The following is a 23784-nucleotide window of genomic DNA, read 5'->3' on the forward strand; positions in this document are numbered from 1 at the left end:
GAGCGAGGGAGCTTTACTGCCGGAAAACGGGAGCAAAGCTCCCTTGCTCCCAGATGCTCGCGGCGTCGCGGGGCCCCTCGAGGACGATGCCGCCGCGAATGGGCTCGTGGCTGCGGCCCGGCCGCGCGTCGCTACCCAGTCGCGTCGGTACCCGGGCCATCCGGTTGTGTCGGTACCCGGCCGCGGGGCCATCCGATCGCGGGGCTACCCGGCCGCGCGGTTATTCGGTCGTGTCGGTACCCGGCCGCGTCCCTACCCGGCCGCGCGTCGCTACCCGGCTGAGGGCAGCGTGTCCCCGGCGTGCCGGGCGTCCACGTCGCCCGTCTCGCCCTCGGCCGCCGCGCGCCTACCGAACACGAACACGTAGGCGAGGAACGCGGCCTCGGCGAGGCAGCCGATGCCCACCCTGGCCCACGTCGGCAGGCCCGATGGCGTCACGAACGCCTCGATCACGCCGGACACCAGCAGCACGCACACCAGGCCGAGCGCGATCGCGCCCACGGCGCGCCCCGTCTCGGCTAGCGCCACCGACCTGGGCCTGCCGCCTGGGTCGATCACCGTCCACCCGAGCCGCAGCCCCGCGCCCGCGGCCACGAACACCGCCGTCAGCTCCAGCAGCCCGTGCGGGGCGAGCAGGCCGAGGAAGAACTCGCCGCGGCCCGCCGACGCCATGAGCCCGATGCCGACGCCCAGGTTCAGCGCGTTCAGCCACAGGACCAGCACCACCGGGACGCACAGCAGCACGCCGAGCAGCAGGCACGCCGCGGCCACCTGCGCGTTGTTGGTCCACACCTGCGCCGCGAACGAACCCGCGGGCCCGCTGGAGTAGTAGCTCTCGTAGGCGCCGCCCGGCTGCGTCATCGCGCGGATCTCCTCGGGCGCTGCGATGGTGGCCCGCACCCGCTCGTCACCGGCGACCCACGCCGAGAGCACTCCGGTGACCAGCACGAACACCGCCGCCGTCGCTCCCCACCACGCGCGGCTGGAGTACACCGCCGCGGGGAATCGGCGCGAGAAGAACAGCCCGACCTCGCGCCAGGCGGGGTTGTGGGTGCCCGTCACCGCGGAGCGGCCCTTCGCCACCAGCGCCGACAACCGCGCCAGCAGAGCGGGGTCGGGCGCGGTCGAGCGCAGGATCGACAGGTGGGTGGCGGTGCGCTGGTAGAGCCGCACCAGCTCGTCGGCCTCGGTGCCCCGCAGCCGCGAGCCGCGGGAGACCAGCTCGGCCAGCCGGTCCCACTCGGCGTTGTGCGCGGCGACGAACACATCCAGATCCACGCGAACACCCCTGCCGATCCGTTGGCCCCTGTGGGCAAACGATACTGGTCGTGTGCAGCGGGAACCCGATCTCGTCACCGGTGACGCCGTCGTGCTCGACCTGCGGCTGGCGCGCTCGGCCAGCCGCGCGCTGAGCTACGGCGTCGACCTCCTCGTGCAGGTGGCTTCGCTGCTGCTCGTGCTCCTCGTGTTCGCGCTCACGGCCGTGCCCGAGGACACCGCGCTCGTGGTCGCGATCGTCACCACCGTGCAGGTGCTCGTGCTCGTCGGCTACCCCGCGGTCTGCGAGACGCTCACCAGGGGCCGCACGCTCGGCAAGGCCGCGCTCGGCCTGCGCGTCGTGCGCGACGACGGCGGCCCGATCCGCTTCCGGCACGCGCTCATCCGCGCGCTCGCGGGCGCGTTCGTGGACTTCGGGCCGTTCGGCGCCTGGAGCTTCGTCGGATTCCTGACCTCGCTGGCCTCGGCGAAGGGCAAGCGGGTGGGTGACTACCTCGCAGGCACGGTCGTGATCAGGGAGCGGGTGCCGGAGTCGCGCAGCGCGGGCTTCATGATGCCGCCCGCGCTCGCGCACTGGGCTGCCCAGCTCGACCTCACGCGCCTGCCCGACGCGCTGGCCCTGCAGGCACGTCAGTACCTCGGCCGCTATCACGAGCTGAACCAGGGCGCCCGCGACCGCATCGGCGCCGAGCTGGCCGCCGAGGTCGCGGAGCACGTCGGCGCCCCGGTGCCGCCGTACACGCCTGCCTGGGCCTACCTCTCCGCCGTACTCGCCGAGCGTCAGGCCCGCGACTACGCCCGGCTCTCGGCCGCACCAAGGCCGCAGGAGCAGCCCGCCGAGCCGCCACGGCCGTCCACTTCGGACTCGCCGGGGGAGTCGCCGTTCACGCCGCCTAGCTGAGCGCGGCGGCGATCAGCTCGTCGCTGAGCAGGCGCAGGCTCTCGCGAGCCTTCAGGTCCTCGGCCTGCCGGTGCGGGTGTGCGGGCCGCAGGCCGTTGAAGTAGTGCCCGCTCACCCCGCCCAGCTCCGGCGCGGTGATGAGCCGCAGCGTCGCGGCGGCACCCTCGTCGATGCTGCTGTGCGGCGTGGTGCCGGTCTCGCGGACCATCGTGGTGTCCATGAACGTCGCCGGGTGGAGCGCGTTCACGGTGATCCCGGTGCCGCGCAGCTCCTCTGCGAGGTCGATGGTGAACATGACCTGCGCGAGCTTGCTCTGCCGGTAGGCGCGGACGCCGTCGTAGTGCTCGTGCAGCAGCGGGTCGGCGAAGTCGATCTCCTCCTGGCCCGCCGACGCCACGTTGACGATCCGCGCCGGCGCGTAGAGCAGTGGGAGCAGCTTGTGCGTGAGGTGGTAGCCGGCGAGGTAGTTCACGGCGAACCGCAGCTCGATGCCGTCGGCGCTCTCCTCGCGAAGCGCCGGGTCGGAGCCGAAGCCGACACCGGCGTTGTTCACCAGCACGTCGATGCGGTCGTACCGCTGGGTCAGCTCCTCGGCGAGCCGCTCGACCTGGCGCAGTTCGGCCAGGTCGGCCCTCGCCGTTTCGGTGCCCACCTCGTCGCGGAGCGCCATCAGCTTGCCGGGGTCGCGGCCGTGTGCGATCACGCGGGCGCCCTGCCCGGCCAGCTCGGTGGCGAGGCGGCGGCCGAGACCGTCGGTGGCGCCGGTGATGAGGATGGTCTGTTCGCGGAGTGGTCTCATGTGCTCGCCCATCGGTGCGAAGTGACAGTCACCACAATGACCTCGACACTACCCAGTCCGGGCCGGGCCGCCGAGTGGCACCGCTCCCGTAGGGTGTGAGCATGGCCGCACCCGAGCTATACAGACTTACCCTCGACAACGGCCTGCGGGTCGTGCTCGCGCCCGACCGGACCGCGCCGGTCGTCGGTGTAAGCGTGCACTACGACGTGGGCTTTCGGTCCGAGCCGGAGGGGCGGACCGGGTTCGCGCACCTCTTCGAGCACCTGATGTTCCAGGGCAGCGAGAGCCTCGAGAAGCTCGCGCACTTCCGGCACATCCAGGGCAGCGGTGGAACGTTCAACGGCTCCACCCACCCGGACTACACGGACTACTTCGAGGTGCTGCCGTCCGCCGCGCTGGAGCGGGCCCTCTTCCTCGAGGCCGATCGCATGCGGGCGCCGAAGCTGACGCGGGACAACCTGGCCAACCAGATCGACGTGGTCAAGGAGGAGATCCGCCTCAACGTGCTGAACCGGCCCTACGGCGGGTTCCCGTGGATCCTCCTGCCCCCGGTGCTCTACTCGACCTTCCCCAACGCCCACAACGGGTACGGCGACTTCACCGACCTCGAACAGGCCTCGCTGGAAGACTGCGCGGCCTTCTTCGACACCTACTACGCGCCCGCCAACGCGGTGCTGACGGTCGCGGGCGACTTCGAGGTGGACCGCGCGCGTGAGCTGATCGACAAGCACTTCGGCGACGTGCCCGCGCGGCCGATGCCGCACCGGCCGTCGTTCGCCGAGCCGAGGCCCACCACGGAGCTGCGCGACACCCACACCGACCCGCACGCGCCCCTGCCGGCGCTGGCGGTCGGCTACCGGATGCCGGACCCGGTCAACGAGCTCGACGGCTACCTGGCCCACCTCGTGCTCGCCGGGGTGCTCGCGGACGGCGACGGCTCCCGGCTGCAGCAGCGGCTGGTGCACCGCGAGCCGCTGGTCACCGACATCAACGCGGGCGCGGGCCTGTTCGGACCGTTCGAGGCGCGCGACCCCGACACGTTCTCGGTCACGGCCATCCACGCGCCCGACGTCACCGCCGACCGTGTGCTGGGCGCCCTCGACGAGGAGCTCGACGCGCTCGCCAGCACGCCACCCGACGAGCAGGAGCTCGCGAAGGTGACGGCGCGGTGGAGCGCCAACCTGCACTCCGAGCACGACCGGCTCGTCTCGCGGACCCTCGCGTTCGGGGCGTTCGAGCTGCTCTACGGTGACGCGGCGCTCGCCTACGGCGTCGCCGACCGCATCGCGGCCGTCAACCCCGAGCAGGTCGCCGAGGCCGCGAAGGGCCTGCGCCCCGACTCGCGCGCCGTGCTCGTCGTCAAGCCTCAGGAGGGGGACGCCCAGTGACCTCAGCGACGCACCGGAGCGCGGAGGAGATCGGCCGTACGGCGACCGGGCCGAGGGCGCTGCCGCCGCTCGGTGAGCAGCGCGCGGCGGCCGACCTCGCCCACACCGACACCGTGCTCGGCAACGGCCTGCGAGTGCTGGCCGTGCGCAAGGCCAACGTGCCCATGGTCGAACTGCGGATGGCCATCCCGTTCGCGGGCGACGATCCGTCGCACCCGGCCACGGCCGAGGTCCTCGCCGAGACCATCGCCACCGGCACCCGCCGTCGCGACCGGGTCGCCATCGACACCGAGCTCGCGCTCATCGGCGGCGACCTCGGCACCGCCGTGGACCCCGAGCACCTCTCGGTGTCGGCCAGTTCCCTGGCGAGCGGGCTGCCCACGCTGCTCGACGTGCTCGCCGACGTGCTCACCGAGGCGTCCTATGTGGACAACGAGGTGCGCAGGGAGGGCGACCGCATCGTCGAACGGCTCGCCGTCGCCCGCACGCAGCCGCGCGTGATCGCGCGCGAGGCGCTGCAGCGGCACCGCTACGGCGACCACCCGTACACGCGTGAGGTGCCGAAGCCGGAGGACGTCGCGCGGGTGACCCCCGAGGCGGTGCGCGCGCTGCACGCCTCCGCGGTGCTGCCGAGTGGCTCCGTGCTCGTGCTCGTGGGCGACATCGACCCCGACGCCGTGATCGGCGACCTCGAGCGGGCGCTGTCCGCGTGGGCCTCGGAGAAGGCGGCCAGGGAGCTGCCCGCGCTGCCCGTGCTGGAAGGCGGCGACCTGCTGCTCGTGCCGAGAGCCGGTGCGGTGCAGTCGCAGCTGCGGCTCTCGGCGCAGTCGCTGCCGAGGACCGACCCGCGTTACCCGGCGCTGCAGCTCGCGAACCTCGTGTTCGGCGGCTACTTCTCGTCGCGTCTGGTGGAGAACATCCGCGAGGACAAGGGCTACACCTACAGCGCTCACTCCGGTTTCGAGTTCACCGGGCAGAACGCGACCGTGCAGGTGGAGGCCGACACGGCGAACGAGGTGACCGCGGCGGCGCTGCTGGAGACCCGGTACGAGCTGGGCAGGCTCGGCCTGGTGCCACCCACCGACGCCGACGTGGAGTCGGTGCGGCAGTACGCCGTCGGCTCGCTGCTCATCGGCTCCTCGTCGCAGGCGGGCCTCGCGAGCCAGCTGCTGGGCCTCGCGGCCGTCGGGCTCGGGGTCGAGTGGCTGGTCGAACACCCCGGCCGCGTCGCAGCGGTGACCACCGACGAGGTGGCGCAGGCGGCACTGGACTTCTTCGCGCCGAGCCGGTTCACCGGCGTGGTGGTGGGCGACGCGGAGACGCTGGCCCCGCAGCTGACCGCGCTCGGTGGCGTGACCGTGGAGAGCTCCGAGTCATGACCAGTGCGCCCTTCCAGCTTGGGGCGCTGCCTGCGCTGTCCCGGTCCACTGTGGACCGTAATGAGACACTGCGGACGGACCCGGAACGGCTGCTGTCGCGGTGGCCGGACGCGCGTGTGGTGGTGGTCGACCGCTACGGCCGCTCCCCGGTGCCGCTGGCCGCCGTGCACGAGCTGCCGCCGGGCGGCATCCCGCTCGCGACGCGCAAGGCGCTGAGCTTCGGTGAGGAGCCGCCCGAGACGGCGGCGTTCCTCGGGCAGTGGCAGGACACGGACTACTGGCTCGTGCCGGGAGCCCCGCCCGAGGACGCCGAGATGATCGACATCGAGGGCGTCTGGGGCGTTCGCCAGCAGGCACCCTCGGCCGAGAGCGAGGCGTGGGTCGAGCTGCGCGGGCACGGCTCGCTGCTCGACGACACCTCCGCCGGGCTGCTGACCACCGCCGAGGCGCTGCGGAACTGGCACTGGCGGGGCCGGTTCTGCGCCCGCTGCGGCGGCGCCACCCAGCGGCGGCAGTTCGGCTGGGCGACGCAGTGCTCCTCGTGCGGGCGCGAGGAGTACCCCCGCACCGACCCCGCCGTGATCTGCCTCGTCCACGACGACGTCGGCGTCAACGGGCAGCACGTGCTGCTGGCCCGCCAGCCCATCTGGCCGCCGAAGCGGTACTCGGTGCTCGCCGGGTTCGTCGAGGCGGGCGAGTCGCTGGAGGGCTGCGTCGAGCGGGAGATCCGCGAGGAGGCGGGTGTCGAGGTCCGCGACATCCGCTACCTCGGCAGCCAGCCGTGGCCGTTTCCGCGCTCGATCATGCTCGGCTTCGCGGCGCGCGCCGACGCCGGTGCCGCGCTGAGCCCCGCCGACGGGGAGATCGAGGACGCGCGGTGGGTGCCCAGGGAAGCGGTCCGCGCCGCGTTCCGGGGCGAGAACGAGCAGCTGCTGCTGCCGGGCAACTCGTCGATCGCGCACGTGATGCTCAGGGCGTGGGCGCGGGCGGAGGCGTAGCGTCCAGTAGTCTCGCCGCATTCGGGCGGAGGATCGGGGGAGTTTCCGGGTGAGCGCGGCACGGGCCATCGGACTGCTGTTGGGTGTCATCGCCGACGGGGCGATCGGCGACCCGAGACGCGGGCGGCCGATCACCGGCTTCGCGAAGGCCGCGTCCGCCGTACGCGAGCGCGTCTACGCCGACCACCCCGCGCGTGGCGCCCTCTACGCGGGTGGGCTCGCCGGTGGGGCCGTCGCGCTCGGTGTGCTGACCGAACGGGCCGGCCGCGGGCGTCCCCTGGTGCAGGTGGCGGGCACCGCCGTGGCGACGTGGGCCGTGGTCGGCGGGGCTCGGCTGGTGGCCGAGGGCACGGAGCTGGCCAGGGACCTGGAGACCGGCGACCTCGACTCGGCCCGGGAGACCTTGTCCACACTGGACACCCGGTGCACCGATGACCTCGACGTGCCCGCGCTGTCGAGGGCGTCGGTGGAGACGCTCGCGGAGAGCACGTCGGACGCCGTGGTCGGTCCGCTCGTCTGGGGGGCGATCGCCGGGGTGCCGGGGCTGCTCGGCTCGCGCGCGGTGACGGTGCTCGCCGGGCTTGTCGCGCCGAAGGTGCCGAGGTACCGCCGGTTCGGCTGGGTCGGCGCGCGCCTCGACGAGCTGGTGAGCCTGCTGCCGACGCGGGTCGCGGCGCTGCTGACGGTCACCGGCGCGCCGGTGGTCGGCGGTTCGGCAGGCCGCGCCTGGGAGGCGTGGCGGCGCGACACCGTGGTGCACCCGAGCCCCAACGAGGGGCGCGTCGAGGCGGCGTTCGCGGGCGCGCTGGAGATCCGGCTCGGCGGGCGGACGGTCTACCCGCATGGTGTCGAGGAGCTGCCCGTGCTCGGCAACGGCCGCAACCCTGACGCGGGCCACGTCACCCGCGCCGTCGAGCTGTCCCGGGTGGTCGGCTGGCTCGCGGGCGTCACCTCAGCCGCTCTCGCGCTGACCCTCGGCCTCCTGCGCCGCCGCCGCTGAGCCACTGCCCCCCCACCGCAGTGAAGGCCACCTTCACTGCGTTCAACGCAGTGAAGGTGGCCTTCACTGCGGACGGGTGACCTCGCTCAGGGTGTGGTGCTCGCCTGCTCGCGTTCCTCGTCCTCCGCGAGGATCTGGGCCACCGACTTGCGGCGGGTCCGCTCCTGAGCGGTGCGGTCCTCCGCCAGCGCCCCGCCCGGCTTGATCTCGCGGATGGTGAAGTACAGCCAGGCCAGCAGCACCATCGTGCCGAACGCGATCCACTGCAGCGCGTACGAGAAGTACGGCCCCGCCTGCAGCTGCGGCAGCGGCAGCGCGCCAAGCACGCCCGGCTGGTCGGCGCTCAGCTGGAAGTAGCCGGGCCGGATGTCCAGGTCGGTCGCCCTGGCGACGACCTGCGAGTTCACCGAGTAAGCGTGCAGGCGCCCGCCGGTGGACGCGTTGGCGAAGGCGTCCCGGTCGTTGGGGTCCCGTTCGTCGCTGCGGATCCGCGCCTCGACCCGCACCACGCCCTGCGGCGGCGCCGCGTAGGAGGGCACCCGGGTGCGGTCGTCCGGCCGCACGTAGCCCCGGTCGACGAGCACCACCTGACCGTCAGTGGTGCGCAGCGGCGTCAGGACCTCGAACGCGGGCTCGCCCTGCACGGTCCGCAGTCGCGCGATCACCTCGGCCTCCGGCAGGTACGTGCCCTCGATCAGCACGCGCTCCCACTCCTGGTCCTGCGGCCCGACCTCGGAGATCGGCTTCGGCGTCGCGCTGAACGACGCCGACACGGCGGCGTTCTGTGCGGCGCGCTCGTCGTGGCGCTGGAACTGCCACGGCGCCAGCAGCGTGTAGCAGCAGACGGCGAAGACGAACACGACCGCCGTCAACGCAAGCCAGCCGGGCTTGAGCAGGAACTTCCACCGCACCCCTCAACGGTATGCCGTGGCGCGGGCCACTCACAGCGCGGGGGACAGTCCCTCCCGGCGCGCCACCCAGCTCCCGCCGTCGGGGACCCCGCGCGGCACCATCTGGCGCACCGTCCCAGCCGCCACCGGCATCGTCACGGTGTGACGCGTGGCCCGCCCCGCCTCGCCCCGTGACCAGCTGGCACGCCAGGAAGCGGCGGGAAGAACGATCAACGAATCGACCGAGTGTGGTCAGCCTGCGTGGAGGGCGGCCTTCGCGGCGCTCAGTGCCTGCCGGGCATAGCCGCCGCCGAAGAGCACCGTGTGCACGAGCAGAGGGAACAGCTGGTGCAGCGGCACGCGTTCCGGCCAGCCGTCGGCGAGTGGGGCGTCCGCGTCCCGCGCCGCTTCGGTGTAGGCGCCGAGGATGTGGTCGAGCAACGGCGTGCCGAACAGCCGCAGCATGGCGAGGTCGGTCTCGCGGTGTCCACCGTGCGCGGCGGGGTCGATGAGCCAGGCCCTGCCGTCCGCGGCCCAGTGGACGTTGCCGCTCCAGGCGTCGCCGTGCAGCCTGGCCGGTGGTTCCGGCGCCGCGGCGAGCTCGGGAAGGCGCGCGCAGACGTGGTCGAACACGGCGGCCTGTTCGGTGGTGAACAGGCCCTGCTCGACGGCGTCGCGCACGTACGGCTCGATCCGGTCGCGCGCGTAGAACTCCGCCCAGTCCGCGCGCGGCTCGGCGCGCATGGGCGCGAGGCCGATCCACGCGTCGGCGGGGCCGCCGGGCGGTGGCGACCCGAACGCGGGCGCCCCGCGCAGGTGCAGCGCCGCGAGCCCGCGCCCGAACGCCTCGGCCGCCTCGACGCTCGGCGCACCCGGCGCGACGTAGTCGAGCACGAGCCACTCGTCGTCGGCGCCGTGCACTCCTGGCACCGGCACGTCGCCGGACTCGCCGAGCCAGCGCAGTCCCGCAGCCTCGGCCGCCGTCGCGTTCACGCCCGCGCCCCGCTTGGCGACCACCTGGCCGCCGCCGGACAGGCTCACCACCACGGCACCGCCGAGCGAGTAGGTCCGACCCGGTTCGACGCCGACGTGCCGCCGCACCGCCGCCCTGGCCTCCTCGGCCGTCATCGCCGTTCCCGCACCCAGTCGAGCAGCCCAGGCATCGCGCGCTCGATCATGCCGAGCACGTCGGTGAAGCCGTCGCCGTCGCCGTAGTAGGGATCGGGAACCTCGGAATGCGGCGGCGCGGTGGGGTCGAAATCGCGCAGCAGCACGACTTTCCCGGGATCGTCCACGAGTGCGCGCACATCCCGCAGATGGCCTTTGTCCGCCACCAGGAACAGATCGGCGTCGCGGTGCGGTTCGCCGATCTGCGCGGCCACGTGGCCGACGTCGTAGCCGTTCGCCTCCAGCGTCGCGCGGGCGCGCGGATCCGCGGGTTCGCCCACGTGCCACGGCCCCGTGCCGGCGCTGCTGACGTGGACCTCCCCGGCGAGCCCCGCCCGGCGGAGGTGCTCGCGGAAGACGATCGCCGCCATCGGTGAGCGGCAGATGTTTCCCGAGCACACGAAACAGACGTGCATGCCCCCAGTGTGCCAAGCGGTTTCCTGGCGCCTCGGGGGGACACACCTTCGGCAAGGCCTAGCCCCCGATGCGGCGAACGTACTAAGCTCCCGATCTCGTCAACGGCTCGATTCTCGCCCTCGTTGGCGGGAGCAAGCAGACACCACAGGTCATTGGGGGCTCCCATTTCCCTGTCCACCGCGAACCGCGCCAACGTCCAGCGATCACCGCAGAACCGGGCCCTGCTCGTTCTCCTCGCCACACTGATCGTCACCGGTGGAGCCTGGGTGTGGGTCACCCTCCAGGCCTCCGCCGCCGACCGCCTCCCGGTCGCCGTCGCCGGTGGCGTCACCGCCGCGCTGCTCTGCGCCGCCGCGTTCTTCGCCGTGCTGCGCGACCAGCAGGTGCGTGCCGCGCGCGCCGAGGTCGCCGGGCTGCAGGCCGAACTCGACCACCTCGCCGACGACACGTTGCCCGCCGCAGCGCGCAGGCTGCGCGAGGGCGCTTCGGCCGACACGGTCTTCACCGAGATTCCGTTGCCGGACAACGAAACCCACGAACGCATCCTGCGCACCCTGACCAAGGAGATCAGCGTCGGGCACCGGCAGCGCGCCGCCGCGATGGCCGCGTGCGCCAATGCCGCGGGGCGCGTGCAGGCACTCGCGACGAGCATGCTCGCCGACCTCCGCGAGATGGAGAACCGGCATTCCGAAGAGGTGCTCGGTGATCTGCTCAAGCTCGACCACAGCACGGCGCAGGCGGGCCGCCTCGCCGACAGCATCGCGGTGCTCACCGGCGCGCGGTCCGGCAGGCGCTGGACCAAACCGATCGTCATGGAGAGCATCCTGCGTGGTGCGATGGGCCGGATCCGGGCCTACCAGCGCGTGCGCATCCACTCCGCCAGCACCTCCGCGATCGTCGGTTACGCCGCCGAGGACGTGATGCACGCGCTCGCCGAGCTGATGGACAACGCCACCAAGTTCTCCGCGCCGTCGGAGGAGGTCCACGTCTACGTGGAGGAACTGCACACCGGCGTGGTGGTGACCATCGAGGACGGTGGACTCGGCATGAAGCCGCAGGCGCTGGAGCGCGCCAAGACCGCGGTCTCGACCACCGAGAAACTGGACCTGACCAAGCTCTCGGGGACCCGCCTCGGACTCGCCGTGGTCGGCTGTATCGCCCGCAAGCACGACCTGCACGTGTTCTTCCGGCCGTCCTCGCGCGGCGGGACCGGTGTGGTGCTGCGGATTCCGAACCAGCTGGTGACGCAGCCGAGGACGGAGTTCCCGAACCCGCCCACCGCGTCCCAGCCCGCGGTCACGGCCACGGGTTCGGTCCGGACGGCCTCGGCCGGCGCGACGCGGACGCCGTCCGGCGAGACCATGACGGTCGTGCTCGACGGCGAGCAGCCCCAGCAGCCGCTGCGCAGCCTGCCGAAGCGGCGGCGCGGCCAGACGCTCGCCAACTCGCCGCAGCCGTCCCCGTCGCCGAGGCCCCAGCACCCGCCGAGGCCCCGCACCGACGCTGGCGCGAAGTTCGGTGCCTTCCGGCAGAGCACCTCGCGCGGACAGAAACCCGATTCCCCCTCAGCCAACCAGGACAGCTAGCAACAGATTGGAGTGAGGGGCGAGGCCGTGCCCGGTGCCAAGATCGGGACGACGCGCCCCGGATACCCGATGAGCACGACGAATCCGAACCTCGAGTGGTTGCTGGACAACCTGGTCGACTCCACGCCGGGTGCCACACACGCACTGGTGCTGTCCAGGGACGGCCTGAAGCTGTGCCACACCCGCGCGCTCGGTGTCGACCGGGCCGACCAGCTCGCGGCCATCGCCGCCGGCGTGCAGGCGCTGTCGCAGAGCGCGTCGGTGGAGTTCGGCGACGGCACCGGCGGGGTGCGCCAGTCCATGACCGAGTTCCACGGTGGTCTGCTGTTCATCGTCGAGGCGGGGGAGGGCGCGCACCTCGCGGTGCTCGCGTCCGAGGAGTCCGACGTGGGCCTCATCGGGCACAAGATGGACGAGCTGGTCGAGCAGATCGGCGCGTTCCTCACCTCGCCGCCACGTCACCCCCGGCACAGCCAGCCGGCATGATGGTCCGAGGGGCAGTCGACAGCGAGGACCCCGACCGGCTCTACACCCTCACCGGTGGCCGGAGCCGGGCGGACGTCCGCGATCTCGACCTCGTCACGTTGATCGTGAGCGAGGCCGATCCCACGCCGGGCATGCAGTCCGAACACGTCAAGATCCTGCGGACCTGCCGGTTCCCGACCGCGGTCGTCGAGCTCGCCTCCGAGCTCGCCCTGCCCGTGAGCGTGGTGAAGATCCTGGTGTCCGATCTGCTCGACGCGGGCCAGGTCTCAGCGCGGCACCCCTCGTCGCCCCGCGCCAGCGCCGAACTGCCGGATCCCGCATTCCTCAAGAAGGTGCTCGTTGGACTTCACAATCTCTGATCCCATCGAAAGAACGCCGCTGCCCAGTACGGCCATGGAGGGCCTGAAGATCGTGGTGGTCGGCGGCTTCGGGGTCGGCAAGACGACGATGGTCCGCTCGGTCAGCGAAATCCGCCCGCTGAACACCGAGGAGACCATGACGCAGGCTGGCCTCGGGATCGACGACAACGGCGGCGTCGCCGACAAGACCACCACCACGGTCGCGTTCGACTTCGGCCGGATCAGCCTGAGCGAGCAGCTCGTGCTCTACCTGTTCGGGGCGCCGGGCCAGGAGCGCTTCTGGTTCCTGTGGGACCGGTTGTTCTCCGGCACGCTCGGGGCGGTGGTGCTCGTGGACACGCGCAGGCTCGAGGACTCCTGGTACGCGATCGACCGGCTGGAGCACCACGGAACGCCGTTCATCGTGGCACGCAACAACTTCCCGGGCCCCCAGCACGGGCTGGAGGACGTCCGCGACGCGCTCACGCTGTCTCCGGACGTGCCGCTCATCGACTGCGACGCGCGCGAGCGCGATTCCGCCAAACAGGTCCTCATCACTCTCGTCAACCACCTCTACGCGCTCTCATCGGCCAGGGAGACCGCCTCATGACCGACCCGCAGCACGCCCGGCAGCACGGCCCCGTCCGGCTCTATGGGCCGCGGTTCCAGCAGGACCCGGCCGCGCTCTACGCCGAGATCAGGAACACCTACGGACCCGTCGCGCCCGTGTTGCTCGACGGCGACGTGCCCGCGTGGTTCGTGTGCGGCTACCGCGAAGTCCACCAGGTCACCAGCGACTCGCAGCTGTTCGCCCGCGACACCCGCCGGTGGAACATGTGGGAGCAGGTGCCGGCCGACTGGCCGCTGCTGCCGTACGTGGCCCACAACCCGTCGGTGATGTTCACCGAGGGCGCCGAACACCAGCGCAGAGCCGGAGCGATCGGGGACGCGCTCGGCGCGTTCGACCAGTTCGAGCTCGCGCAGTACTCCGAGCGGGTCGCCGACACGCTCATCGACGCGTTCGCCGGCAGAGGCGAGGCCGACCTCATGGCGCAGTACGCTCTGCGCATCCCGCTCAACGTGATCGCGCAGATGTTCGGCATGCCCGAGACGGAGACGCCGGAGCTGGTGCGCGACATCGCCGAGTCGCTCGACACCGGGCCCGGCGCGGCCGACGCCTACCTGCGCGTGCAGAAGACGATGGGCAAGCTGCTCGCGGCAAAGCGGGCGATGCCGGGTCCCGACATCCCGTCGTACCTGCTGGAGCACGACGCGAACCTCACCGACGACGAGATCGTGCAGGACCTGCTGGTGGTCACCGCGGCGGCGCAGCAGCCCACGGCGAACTGGATCGGCAACACGATCCGGCTGATGCTCACCGACGAGCGGTTCGCGCTGACGCTCGCCGGCGGGCGCGAGAGCGTCGGCCAGGCCCTCAACGAGGTGCTCTGGCACGACACGCCCACGCAGAACTTCATCGGCCGGTTCGCCACGCGCGACACGCAGCTCGCCGGCATGCGCATCAGGACCGGCGACCTGCTGGTGCTCGGTCTCGCCGCCGCGAACGCCGACCCGAAGGTGCGGCTGGAGTCGCCGGACTCGGTCGGCAACCACGCCCACATGTCCTTCGGGCACGGTGAGCACGGCTGCCCCTACCCGGCCCCCGAGGTGGCCGAGGTGATGGCGCGGACCACCGTCGAGGTGCTGCTCGACCGGCTGCCGGACCTCGCACTCGCGGTGCCCTCGGACGCGCTGGAGTGGCATCCGTCGGTGTGGATGCGAGGTCTGGCGAGCCTGCCGGTGCGGTTCACTCCGACGTACGTGCCCGCGGGGTTGGGGTGAAGCGGACCGGCAGCGAAGCCGGGCCCCTCGTGAACACGCCCTGCTCGACCGGGGCCGCGCCCTCGGCGAGCTCCAGGTCCGGCAGGGCGTCGAGCAGCTGACCCACCCCGACCTCGACCTCGCTCTTGGCCAGCAGCGCGCCGACGCAGAAGTGCCTGCCCAGCGCGAAGGACAGGTGCTGCGCCGCTGCCGAGAACGCGGTGTCCGTGGGCAGGTCGTCGCGGAAGATGTCGAACGTGTCGGGGTTGCTGAAGCGGCTGGGGTCGCGGTTCGCGGCGCCGATCAGGCACGTGACGGTGCTGCCGGCGGGCACGGTGCCGCCGCCGAGCTCCACGTCCTCCGCGGGCTGCCGCATGATCATGTGCACCGGAGGCGTGTAGCGCAGGGTCTCCGCGAACGCCCTCGGGATGAGGCCGTGGTCCTCGCGCACGGCTCGTAGCTGGTCCGGGTGCTCCAGCAGGTTCTTGATGATGCTCGCGATCGCCTTGTCGGTGGTCTCGCCGCCCGCGGCCAGCAGCAGGCTCACGAAGGCCTTGATGTCCTCGTCGCTCATGCTCTGACCGTCGACCTCGGCGGCGCACAGCGTGGAGAGGAGGTCGTCGCCGAGGTTCCGCCGCCGCTCCCGGATGATCGGGATCATGTACTCGGCCAGCTCGTCGCGGGTGCGCAGGCCGTCGGCGGCGATCCGCTCGTCCTGGCTGAGGTTGCCGAGGAACGCGATGATCGAGGTGTACCAGCGCTGGAAACGCGCGTGCTCGGCGCGGTCGAGGCCGAGCATGTCGACGATGACGTTGATGGGGAAGTGCCGCGCGTAGTCGTTGACGATGTCGGCGGTGCCCCGCTCGCGGAAGCCGTCGATCAGCTCGGCGGAGTTGCGCTCGATCACCGGGAGGAACTTCGCCTGCAGCTCCTGGCCACGGAAGGCGGGGGCCACGAGCGCCCGGCGCACGGCGTGCTCTCGCCCGCTCATCTGCAGGATCGTCCTGCCGTGCACGGGTTCGAGTTGCCAGTTGTAGTTGTCCGTGGTGAACGCGGGCTCCTTGAAAGCCCTGGCCACGTCCTCGTAGCGGGAGACGATGTAGCTCTGCATGGGCTCGTGCCAGATCAGCGGCGAGTCCTCGAGCATGATCCGGTAGGCGGAGTAGGGATCCTCGGCGAATTCGGCGGACAGGATGTCGGGTACTTCGCGAGCCGCGGTCATTGCTCTCCTCGGTCAGCCGGGAAAATGACCGTTCGAGGCTAGCGATGATCATGGTCGCGCTGGGCGGTCCCGCGCCAAGTTCAGACGGTTGGCCTAAGCCGGTGACGCTCGTGCGAGGATCGTGCGCATGTCCGTGAGCGTTGCCGACGTGATCGCCGCGCTGGACGCGGCGTACCCCCGTGAGCTGGCCGAATCGTGGGACGCGGTGGGACTCGTGTGCGGTGATCCCGCCGAGCCCGCCGACCGCGTGCTGGTGTGTGTCGACCCCGTCGCCGCGACCGTGGACGAGGCCATCGAGACCGGGGCGCGGCTGATCGTCGCGCACCATCCGCTGCTGCTGCGCGGGGTGCACGGGGTCGCGGCCGACTCGGCCAAGGGCTCGCTCGTGCACCGCATGATCCGCGAGGGCATCGCGCTGTTCTGCGCCCACACCAACGCCGACTCCGCCAACCCCGGCGTCTCCGACGCGCTCGCCGCGGCTCTCGGCCTGACCGTGCTGCGCCCGCTCGCGCCCCACGCCGACGACGCTGACACCGGCATCGGGCGCATCGGCGAGCTGCCCGGTCCGGAGCCGTTCGCCCGGTTCGTCGAGCGCGTCGGCGCGGCACTGCCGTCCACCGCGCCCGGCGTGTACGGCGCCGGCGGCCCGGACCGTCCGATCAGGACGGTCGCGGTGTCGGGCGGAGCGGGGGACAGCTACCTGGCGGCGGCGACCGAGGCCGGCGTCGACGCCTACGTCACCGCCGACCTCCGGCACCACCCGGCGGGTGAGCACCTGGAGCAGCGCGGCCCCGCGCCCGCTCTGGTCGGCGTCACGCACTGGGCCAGCGAGTGGCCGTGGTGCGGGCAAGCCGCCGAGGTGATCCGGTCTGCGGGTACCGTCGAGGTTCACGTCTCCACGCGGTGTACCGACCCGTGGAACGTCCGAGCGAACGGGAGTACGAAGTGAAGGCAGACCCCGCCGTGCAGCGGCAGCTGCTCGACCTCGCCAAGGTGGACGCCGAGCTCTCCCGGGTGGCGCATCGCCGCCGCACCCTGCCCGAGCTGGCGGAGATCGCCGAGGCTGAGAAGACGCTGCGGGAGCGCAGGGACGCGCTGGTTGCCGTGCAGACCTCGGCGTCGGACCTCGACCGCGAGGTGCAGAGGCAGGAGCGCGAGGTGGAGTCGGTGCGGGCCCGCGCCGACCGGGACCGCAAGCTGATGGAGTCGGGCTCGGTCTCGGCCAAGCAGCTCACCGACCTGGAACACGAGCTGGCGACGCTCGACCGGCGGCAGTCCGCGCTGGAGGACGACCTGCTGGAGCTGATGGAGCGGCGGGAGGCCGTCGAGCTGGACATGCAGCGCACGAGCGCCGAGGTGAGCAACGCCGAGCAGCAGCTCGCCGACGCGGGCAAGCGGCGCGACGAGGTGTTCGCCGACCTCGACGCGACCCAGGCCCGCCGCGACGAGGACCGGGCCGCGCTGGTGCCGAGGTTCCCCGCCGACCTGCTCGCGCTCTACGAGCGGGTGCGGGAGCAGAAGGGCATCGGGGCGGCGCTGCTGCGCTCGCGCCGGTGCGGGGCGTGCCAGCTGGAGCTCGACCGCAACGCGATCTCGGAGATCAAGGCTGCGGCCGAGGACGAGGTCGTGCGGTGCGAGAACTGCGGGGCGATCATGGTGCGCACGCTGGAGTCGGGTCTGTGACCGAGCGCGTCGTCGTCGAGGCCGACGGCGGGTCGAGGGGCAACCCCGGCCCGGCGGGCTACGGCGCGGTGGTCAAGGACGCCGACACCGGGCAGGTGCTCGCCGAGCGCAAGCAGGGGCTCGGCGTCGCGACCAACAACGTGGCCGAGTACCGGGGCCTGATCGCCGGCCTGGAGGCGGCCGAAGAGGCGGGTGCGTCCACTGTGGACGTCCGGATGGACTCGAAGCTCGTGGTGGAGCAGATGTCCGGGCGGTGGAAGATCAAGAACGCGGCCCTGCAGCCGCTCGCGACGCGGGCGCGTGAGCTGGCCGGCCGGTTCGCGGGCGTCCGGTACGAGTGGATCCCGCGCGCCCTCAACTCCCACGCCGACCGGCTCGCCAACGAGGCGATGGACACCCAGGAGTCCGGCTCCTCCGAGGAGCCCTCAGCGGACAAGGGCCCCGACCGGGTGAGCCCGACGGGCTGGACGGGCGCGACGGGCACGCCGACGCGGTTGCTGCTGCTGCGGCACGGGCAGACGGAGATGTCGGTGGAGCGCCGCTACTCGGGGCGCGGCGACGTCGGCCTCACCGATCAGGGCAGGTGGCAGGCACAGGCCGCGGCGAAGCGGCTCGCCGGGATGGAAGGTCTCGGCGACGAGCCGCTGCCGATCGTGGTGTCACCGCTGACGAGGACGATGCAGACGGCGCAGGCCGTGGCGGACGCCGTCGGCGGGCGGGTGAGCACGCTGCCGGGGCTCGTGGAGACCGACTTCGGGGAGTGGGATGGCCTGACGTTCGCGGAGGCCACGCGCCGCGACCCGGACGTGCACCGGCGGTGGATGAGCGACACGTCGGTGGCCGCGCCGGGCGGCGAGAGCTTCGACCAGGTGCACAAGCGGGTACGAGAGGCTCTGGACGAGCTGTTCGCGGCGTACCCGGGCCGGACGGTCGTGGTGGTCAGCCACGTGACGCCGATCAAGTCGCTGCTGCGCGTGGCGCTCGAAGCGGGCCCCTCGCTGCTGTTCCGCCTGCACCTCGACCCGGCGTCCCTTTCGATCGCCGACTTCTACCCGGACGGCAACGCCTCCGTCCGCCTCGTCAACGACATCTCCCACCTCCGCTGACCCACGCCGCCAAACGGGAGCAAGGGAGCTTTACTCCCGTTTGGCGGGAGCAAAGCTCCCTTGCTCCCGCAGGAGATCACCCCTTTGGCGCAGGGGCCGGGAGGGCGGGCGTACCCTCGTCCAGTGGACGAGTTGGCAGGGCGGCCGCGACCTCGGTGCCCGCGAGGGCGCCGGGCCGAGGAAAGTCCGGACTCCGTAGGGCAGGGTGGTTGCTAACGGCAACCCGGGGTGACCCGCGGGACAGTGCCACAGAAAACAGACCGCCCCGCGGCAACGCGGGGTAAGGGTGAAACGGTGGTGTAAGAGACCACCAGCGTCCCGGGTGACCGGGACGGCTCGGTAAACCCCACCCGGAGCAAGGCCAAGAGGGAGCTGACGCTCCTGCGCAGGCGTTCGAGGGTAGCCCGCCCGATGCCTGCGGGTAGGCCGCTGGAGCCTGCCGGCGACGGCAGGCCGAGATGGATGGTCGCCGCCCGCGTTCGCGCGGGAACAGAATCCGGCTTACATGCCAACTCGTCCACCCAGTAGGTCCCGGCCTCGGCCGGATGCGCTGATCTGGTCTGGAGACACCCCTGCGACGCGATCCGAACTCCCGTCGGCGGAACACAGGGCTGCTTCAATCGCCGCGCCGGGTTCGCGTGACTCAGGTCTGCGGCCGTTCACCGTCGCGCGACGGGGTCGTGGTGCTGCCGGTGGCCAGGTTCGCGCCCGTGGGCAGCGGCTCGGTTTTCTGATCCGCGTCGTGTCGGCCGGCGCGCTTTCCCGGCGTCGAGGTGAGCGCGGGACCTCCCCAGCGGTGCGGGTTGTGCTCGTCATCGAGCCGATGTCTGCTCATGGTGGTTTCGTGGGTCAGTGCCGGCGAAGGGCCTTGATCACAAGCTGGCCGATGACGAGGTAGAGCAAAGCGGCCAGGCCGTAGTTCATGACCACGCCGAGGACCGCGTCGTCCGGGGTGAAGACGTCGCCCAGGCCGAGTACGAGCGCCTTGGCGACGGTGTAGATGGTCGCGACGAACCCGTTGCCCTGGTTGGCGTCCAGTACCACGAACAGGATGTGCAGGACGAACACGGCAACGACGACACTGACAACGGCCCGAACCAGCGCGATGACGGCATTGGCCCCGTCGTCGCGGCGCCGCTCGGGCTCGGGAGCGCGGCCGGCGTATCCGGCTGCACGCGGGTCGCCGCGGTACGGGTCGGAACCGTGGTAGGGGTCGTAAGTCATGGCCGCGAATTCTGACAACCGGGTTCGTGAATAACAACCCCCTCTGAGATATGGACCACCATCCGGTGGACGGGCGTCATAACCTGCGGAAACGAACACTTTTCACAATTCTTGTCGTGGTGCGGAGCGATTTCTGCCTTTCACGGCCTTTACCCTGTCCGGGTGAACGGCAGACGAGGCACGTTGTGAGCGAGGTCGGGCAGTTGCTCGCCGGTCGCTACCGGCTACGGCGTCGGCTGGGTAGCGGCGCGATGGGCGTGGTGTGGAAGGCCGTCGACGAACGGCTCGGCCGCCCGGTCGCCGTGAAGCAGTTGCTCCGCCAGCCCGGCTCGGACGCCGTGCGGGCCGAAGAGGCGCGACAGCGGGCCATGCGCGAGGCGCGGATCGCCGCCAAGCTGCGGCATCCCCATGTGATCGCCGTACACGACGTCGACGAGCACGACGGTTCGCCGCTGCTGGTCATGGAGTACTTCCCGGGTCGCAGTCTCGCCGATGTCCTCACCGAGGGGCCGCTGACCCCGATCGAGGTGGCCGACATCGGGGCGCAGGCCGCCTCGGCACTGGCCGCGGCGCACGAGGCCGGGATCGTGCATCGCGACGTCAAGCCGGGCAACCTCCTGCTCGGCGACGACGGCACGGTGAAGATCACCGACTTCGGCATCTCCCGTGCCACCGGCGACGTCACCGTCACCCAGACCGGAGTTCTCGCGGGCACACCCGCCTATCTCGCGCCGGAGATCGCCCAGGGCAAACCGCCCACGGCCGCCTCGGACGTGTTCTCCCTCGGCACCACGCTGTACGCAGCGGTGGAGGACGCTCTGCCCTTCGGTGAAGGAGAGGAGAACCCGATCGCGGTCCTGCACCAGGTCGCCGCAGGGGTACTGCCGCCGCCGCGACAGGCCGGCCCGCTCGCGCCGGTCCTGACCGCGATGCTCGCCGTGGATCCCGCCGCGCGACCCACCGGCGCCGAGGCCGCTCAGGCATTGCGAGCCGTGGCGAAGGGTGAGGAGCCCATGCTCGCCCCCGCGGCGGCGGCACTCGTCGGCGCGGGAGCGCCCGACGCCGCCACCGACCCGATGGCCAGCACGAGCGCGCCCACGATGACCGTCCGGCCTGCGCCCGGAGGGTCCGGCACCCGGTTGGACCTGCGACCGCTGGACGACCTGACACCTGAGCAGCCCGCCACCCCGGCGCCGTCTCCTCGCCCCCGTCGCCGGTGGTGGCTGGCCGCCGCAGGCGCGCTCGTCGCGCTCGTGCTGGCCGGGATCGCCCTCGCGAACTGGACCGGGGACAACGACACCGCCACCGGAACCACGACCCGCCCAGCAGCCCCCACCACGCGCGCACTCACCGCGGGTGACCTGCAGAAGGTCGTCTCCGCGTTCTACGCCGCGCTGCCCGAGCACCCCGACCGCGCCTGGACACACCTCGCGCCCACGCTCCGCGCGCAGGGCAAGGACCGGTTCGACGGCTACTGGGCGGGAGTCGATGCCGTCGAGATCATCTCCGCGCCCCGCGCCACCGGCCAGGGCACCGTTCACGCCGGTGTCACGCTGACCATGGCCGACGGCACCACGGTGACCGAGTTCCACCAGTTCGGCGTCGCCGACATCGACGGCACGCCGCGGCTCGTCACCGACACCATCCTGCACAGCCAGACCACGGCACCCGCACCTCCGCCGTTACCGGCCGAGGACGACCGCGGTGATGACGACAAGGACGAAGGCGACGACGAGAAGGCGGACGAGGACCGCAAGGGCGAGGAGGACAAGAAGGGCGAAAAGGAAAAGAAGGGCCACGGCGACGGCGGCTGAGCCGAGATCACACGTCGGCCCACCGGGCCAACCCAGTCCGTCCAATGCCGTTGGTTCCGTCCAGTTCCGACCGTTCCGGGCCGGCTGGCGCCGCTACGCTCGCCCCCATGGATCACGCAGAAGCCCGCGCCGCCGCGGCCCGCTGTCACCGTGCTCTCGAACCCCTCCACTCGATGGTCTACTTCGCGCCCGAGGCCGAGGAGGCCTATGCCGGTGTCGGCCTTGCCCGGGGCAGGCTCCAGTACTTCGCCAGCAGGGGCGCCCCGCTCGGCCCCGTCGGCCCCGAGGTGGTCGCCGCGACGTTCTACAACTTCAACCCCGAGCTCGTCGCCCGCCACATCCCGCGCGCGTGGACGATCGCGAGCCCGGAGGCGATCATCGGCGCCCGGTTCGACGCCGCGGGCGCCGCGCTGCGCAGACTGCTCGGCTCCGAGCTCGCCGAATCGGACACCCTCACCGAGCTCGCCGCGCTGGTGCGCGAGGCGGCCGACGGCTGTGTGGCCGAAGGCCGCGTCCTCTACGCGGCGCATGCCGCGCTGGACTGGCCGGACGATCCTGTACTCGTCCTCTGGCACGGCGCCTCCCTCCTGCGGGAGTACCGGGGCGACGGGCACATCGCCGTGCTCGTGAGCGAGGGCCTCGCCGGGCTGCCCGCGCTGATCACGCACACCGCGACGGGCAAGGGCTTCATCGAGGACGTCGCCAGGACGCTGCGCGGCTGGTCGGAGGAGCAGTGGGCCCAGGCCGCCGACGACCTGCGCGAGCGAGGACTGCTCGACGCGGAAGGGAAACTGACCGAACTCGGCGCCGAGACGCGGCAGCGGATCGAGGACCAGACCAATGCCGCCGCGGTCGCGCCGTTCCGGTGGATCGGCGCGGACAAGGCGGAGCGGATCCACGCGCTCGGTCGAGAGCTGAGCAGGAAGGCCCTCGCCGAGGGCGCGTTCCCACCAGGCATCTTCGCTGGGCGTAAGTGAGCTCCTGACGAAAACCCCCACAACGGGCTAAGCGTCACGGAGAGTGCCGAAAACAGGGGGCCAGACTGTGCGCGCCGTAGTGCCCTTCGCTCTTTCGGTTGGAGCTCGGTCACGACGGCGCTCGCAACCCCTGTCACGGACCGGAGCCCGGTGCTGCGGCCGATCGGGGCATGGTTCACTGTTCTCGCCATCATCAACCGGTGGAACCCCGTACTCACAGTGAGAAGGATCTACGCGTGTGAGTGAGTCCATGCGCACACTAGGAAATCCGGGTGGACAGGGTTAATCCTGGACGCTGTTCCGGCGATGATGGAGGGCGGACGAGTTTCAGTGAGCGCAATGGCGATGACCACCGGGCGCAAGGGTCCACTATGGCCCGTAGCCCTTTGACCACTATGTGTCGTAACGCCATGATGTTGTTTGAACACGGCAAGTGCTGGAACCTCTGTGTGGCACACACCAGTGTGTCGCACACCACACTCCGGGCACTCGGGAGTACGCGATGACCACGATGACGCTTGCGGCACTGGCGCAAGGTGAGCTCGGCACCGGCAACGTCCGGCAATGGCTCCTCGACAACATTGTCCCGCTGGTACTGCTCGCGGTCGCTCTGCTGCTGCTCTGGCTGGGCGGCGGCAAGGGCGACAACGCCGGCGTGATGCGCAGGCTCGCCGGTGTGGTGATCGCGTTGGCGATCATCGGGCTTGCGGTCAGCGGTCTCGGAGTCAACGTCGGCGAATGGATCGCCGGCCTGTTCACAGGCTGACCCGGGGCCGCCGCAGTGCGCATTCGAACCGATGACGAGGTCTACCGGGTCGACGCGGTCTGGCTCGGCCCGCCGAAGGCCACGTTCCCGTGGCGCGCCCGGTATGTGGCGTGGGGCATCGGGATTCCACTGTTCCTCGTCACCCTCGGCGTCGAGCGGCAGCTCGGCTTCGGTTTCGGCTTCTTCACCACGGCGTGGGCCTTCGTCATCACGATCGCCCTCACCAGACTGATCACCGCGAAGATCAGCCACGAACGGCCGCTCAGCGCGGTGTTCGCGATGTGGGTGAGGGAGCTGCAGGCCCCGCGCGAGAAGACCAGCGGCACCGGCGGGGCGGCGAGCGCCAGCAAGATCAAGGTGCGCACCGAGCGGCCGAGGCCGAAGCGTGCCAGGGGCAGGGCGCGGCGCCCGGCCCCACGCTATGACCACAACCCGCCCGTCCCAGGAAGGCCGGTGAGCACTGCGAGCCCCGCCCGGTACCCGTCCCGAGACAGCACAGCACGAGCACGCCGCCGCCGTACCTCGGCGCCGGTGGGGAGGTAGT

At 71.7% G+C, this 23784-nt stretch carries 25 protein-coding genes and 1 other RNA gene; 18 read left to right on the forward strand and 8 right to left on the reverse strand.

Annotation, left to right across the window (positions count from 1 at the left end; translation table 11 throughout):
- Positions 1–270 precede the first annotated feature (270 nt).
- Positions 271–1278 carry a stage II sporulation protein M gene (locus tag FCN18_RS28575; protein ID WP_137096560.1) on the reverse strand — a complete coding sequence of 336 codons (1008 nt, stop codon included), beginning with the start codon at positions 1276–1278 and terminating at the stop codon, positions 271–273.
- A gap of 52 nt (positions 1279–1330) precedes the next feature.
- Here FCN18_RS28575 and FCN18_RS28580 point away from each other — a divergent pair, with 52 nt between their 5' ends.
- Positions 1331–2179, forward strand: a complete 849-nt coding sequence (locus FCN18_RS28580; protein ID WP_112276087.1) for an RDD family protein — start codon at positions 1331–1333, stop codon at positions 2177–2179.
- On the opposite strand, the gene FCN18_RS28585 is transcribed toward FCN18_RS28580, so the two are convergent.
- Entirely contained in the window at positions 2172–2978 is an 807-nt protein-coding gene (locus FCN18_RS28585; RefSeq protein ID WP_112276212.1) for an SDR family NAD(P)-dependent oxidoreductase, read from the reverse strand. The genes FCN18_RS28580 and FCN18_RS28585 overlap by 8 nt on opposite strands.
- 101 nt (positions 2979–3079) lie before the next feature.
- On the opposite strand from FCN18_RS28585, the gene FCN18_RS28590 reads away from it, so the two are divergent.
- Genes FCN18_RS28590 through FCN18_RS28605 form a run of 4 tightly spaced genes read left to right on the forward strand, consistent with a single transcriptional unit; the run spans position 3080 to position 7743 of the window.
- Positions 3080–4366, forward strand: coding sequence for a M16 family metallopeptidase (locus tag FCN18_RS28590; protein ID WP_112276089.1), 1287 nt, complete (start codon positions 3080–3082; stop codon positions 4364–4366).
- Positions 4363–5745, forward strand: a complete 1383-nt coding sequence (locus tag FCN18_RS28595; RefSeq protein ID WP_112276091.1) for a M16 family metallopeptidase — start codon at positions 4363–4365, stop codon at positions 5743–5745. The genes FCN18_RS28590 and FCN18_RS28595 overlap by 4 nt, the downstream gene beginning before the upstream one ends.
- Positions 5742–6743, forward strand: coding sequence for an NAD(+) diphosphatase (nudC, locus tag FCN18_RS28600; protein ID WP_112276093.1), 1002 nt, complete (start codon positions 5742–5744; stop codon positions 6741–6743). Before FCN18_RS28595 ends, nudC begins: the two co-directional genes overlap by 4 nt.
- A 49-nt stretch (positions 6744–6792) precedes the next feature.
- The gene (locus FCN18_RS28605) at positions 6793–7743 is read left to right on the forward strand and encodes a cobalamin biosynthesis protein CobD/CbiB (RefSeq protein ID WP_112276095.1); all 951 of its coding nucleotides are present in this window, start codon (positions 6793–6795) and stop codon (positions 7741–7743) included.
- 86 nt (positions 7744–7829) lie between these two features.
- Here FCN18_RS28605 and FCN18_RS28610 read toward each other — a convergent pair whose 3' ends face one another.
- The 3 genes from FCN18_RS28610 to FCN18_RS28620 form a co-directional block, all read right to left on the reverse strand.
- Complete coding sequence (locus tag FCN18_RS28610) at positions 7830–8654, reverse strand: SURF1 family cytochrome oxidase biogenesis protein (protein ID WP_137096561.1); 825 nt, start codon at positions 8652–8654, stop codon at positions 7830–7832.
- A gap of 231 nt (positions 8655–8885) precedes the next feature.
- Complete coding sequence (locus FCN18_RS28615; RefSeq protein ID WP_112276099.1) at positions 8886–9761, reverse strand: fructosamine kinase family protein; 876 nt, start codon at positions 9759–9761, stop codon at positions 8886–8888.
- The gene (locus FCN18_RS28620; protein WP_112276101.1) at positions 9758–10216 is read right to left on the reverse strand and encodes a low molecular weight protein-tyrosine-phosphatase; all 459 of its coding nucleotides are present in this window, start codon (positions 10214–10216) and stop codon (positions 9758–9760) included. Before FCN18_RS28620 ends, FCN18_RS28615 begins: the two co-directional genes overlap by 4 nt.
- Positions 10217–10369: 153 nt before the next feature.
- On the opposite strand from FCN18_RS28620, the gene FCN18_RS28625 reads away from it, so the two are divergent.
- From FCN18_RS28625 to FCN18_RS28645, 5 genes are all read left to right on the forward strand, one after another.
- Positions 10370–11803: a sensor histidine kinase gene (locus tag FCN18_RS28625; RefSeq protein ID WP_407675799.1), complete on the forward strand. Its 1434-nt coding sequence runs from the start codon at positions 10370–10372 to the stop codon at positions 11801–11803.
- Between the two features lie 69 nt (positions 11804–11872).
- Entirely contained in the window at positions 11873–12289 is a 417-nt protein-coding gene (locus FCN18_RS28630) for a roadblock/LC7 domain-containing protein (protein WP_113644904.1), read from the forward strand.
- Positions 12289–12648: a DUF742 domain-containing protein gene (locus tag FCN18_RS28635; protein ID WP_112276103.1), complete on the forward strand. Its 360-nt coding sequence runs from the start codon at positions 12289–12291 to the stop codon at positions 12646–12648. Before FCN18_RS28630 ends, FCN18_RS28635 begins: the two co-directional genes overlap by 1 nt.
- A 34-nt stretch (positions 12649–12682) precedes the next feature.
- A complete protein-coding gene (locus FCN18_RS28640) occupies positions 12683–13237 on the forward strand; it encodes a GTP-binding protein (RefSeq protein WP_199543476.1) in 555 nt (184 codons plus the stop codon).
- The gene (locus FCN18_RS28645; protein ID WP_137096563.1) at positions 13234–14469 is read left to right on the forward strand and encodes a cytochrome P450; all 1236 of its coding nucleotides are present in this window, start codon (positions 13234–13236) and stop codon (positions 14467–14469) included. Before FCN18_RS28640 ends, FCN18_RS28645 begins: the two co-directional genes overlap by 4 nt.
- On the opposite strand, the gene FCN18_RS28650 is transcribed toward FCN18_RS28645, so the two are convergent.
- Positions 14435–15670 (reverse strand): cytochrome P450, encoded by a 1236-nt coding sequence (locus tag FCN18_RS28650; protein WP_137096564.1) that lies wholly within the window; start codon positions 15668–15670, stop codon positions 14435–14437. The two genes, FCN18_RS28645 and FCN18_RS28650, sit on opposite strands and share 35 nt — an antisense overlap.
- 127 nt (positions 15671–15797) lie before the next feature.
- On the opposite strand from FCN18_RS28650, the gene FCN18_RS28655 reads away from it, so the two are divergent.
- The 4 genes from FCN18_RS28655 (at position 15798) to rnpB (ending at position 18979) form a co-directional block, all read left to right on the forward strand.
- Positions 15798–16619 carry a Nif3-like dinuclear metal center hexameric protein gene (locus FCN18_RS28655; protein WP_137096565.1) on the forward strand — a complete coding sequence of 274 codons (822 nt, stop codon included), beginning with the start codon at positions 15798–15800 and terminating at the stop codon, positions 16617–16619.
- Positions 16616–17353, forward strand: coding sequence for a zinc ribbon domain-containing protein (locus FCN18_RS28660; RefSeq protein ID WP_112276112.1), 738 nt, complete (start codon positions 16616–16618; stop codon positions 17351–17353). The genes FCN18_RS28655 and FCN18_RS28660 overlap by 4 nt, the downstream gene beginning before the upstream one ends.
- Positions 17350–18459 (forward strand): bifunctional RNase H/acid phosphatase, encoded by a 1110-nt coding sequence (locus FCN18_RS28665; protein ID WP_137096566.1) that lies wholly within the window; start codon positions 17350–17352, stop codon positions 18457–18459. The genes FCN18_RS28660 and FCN18_RS28665 overlap by 4 nt, the downstream gene beginning before the upstream one ends.
- Positions 18460–18587: 128 nt before the next feature.
- Positions 18588–18979: RNase P RNA component class A (rnpB, locus tag FCN18_RS28670), an RNA gene on the forward strand.
- A gap of 123 nt (positions 18980–19102) precedes the next feature.
- Here the strand turns inward: rnpB and FCN18_RS28675 are convergent.
- Complete coding sequence (locus FCN18_RS28675; protein ID WP_113644864.1) at positions 19103–19294, reverse strand: hypothetical protein; 192 nt, start codon at positions 19292–19294, stop codon at positions 19103–19105.
- 14 nt (positions 19295–19308) lie between these two features.
- Positions 19309–19683, reverse strand: a complete 375-nt coding sequence (locus tag FCN18_RS28680) for a hypothetical protein (RefSeq protein ID WP_228714169.1) — start codon at positions 19681–19683, stop codon at positions 19309–19311.
- A 185-nt stretch (positions 19684–19868) separates the two neighbouring features.
- On the opposite strand from FCN18_RS28680, the gene FCN18_RS28685 reads away from it, so the two are divergent.
- The 4 genes from FCN18_RS28685 to FCN18_RS28700 all read left to right on the forward strand — a co-directional run bounded on the left by FCN18_RS28685 (position 19869) and on the right by FCN18_RS28700 (position 23783).
- Positions 19869–21497: a serine/threonine-protein kinase gene (locus FCN18_RS28685; protein WP_199543475.1), complete on the forward strand. Its 1629-nt coding sequence runs from the start codon at positions 19869–19871 to the stop codon at positions 21495–21497.
- 107 nt (positions 21498–21604) lie between these two features.
- Positions 21605–22474, forward strand: coding sequence for an SCO6745 family protein (locus tag FCN18_RS28690; protein ID WP_137096567.1), 870 nt, complete (start codon positions 21605–21607; stop codon positions 22472–22474).
- Positions 22475–22976: 502 nt separating this feature from the next.
- Entirely contained in the window at positions 22977–23240 is a 264-nt protein-coding gene (locus FCN18_RS28695) for a hypothetical protein (protein ID WP_110335228.1), read from the forward strand.
- A gap of 15 nt (positions 23241–23255) precedes the next feature.
- Entirely contained in the window at positions 23256–23783 is a 528-nt protein-coding gene (locus FCN18_RS28700; RefSeq protein ID WP_112276120.1) for a hypothetical protein, read from the forward strand.
- The last annotated feature ends 1 nt before the right edge of the window (position 23784 follow it).

It is taken from the genome of Prauserella endophytica (assembly GCF_005146945.1).
Taxonomy (GTDB): Bacteria; Actinomycetota; Actinomycetes; order Mycobacteriales; family Pseudonocardiaceae; genus Prauserella_A; species Prauserella_A endophytica.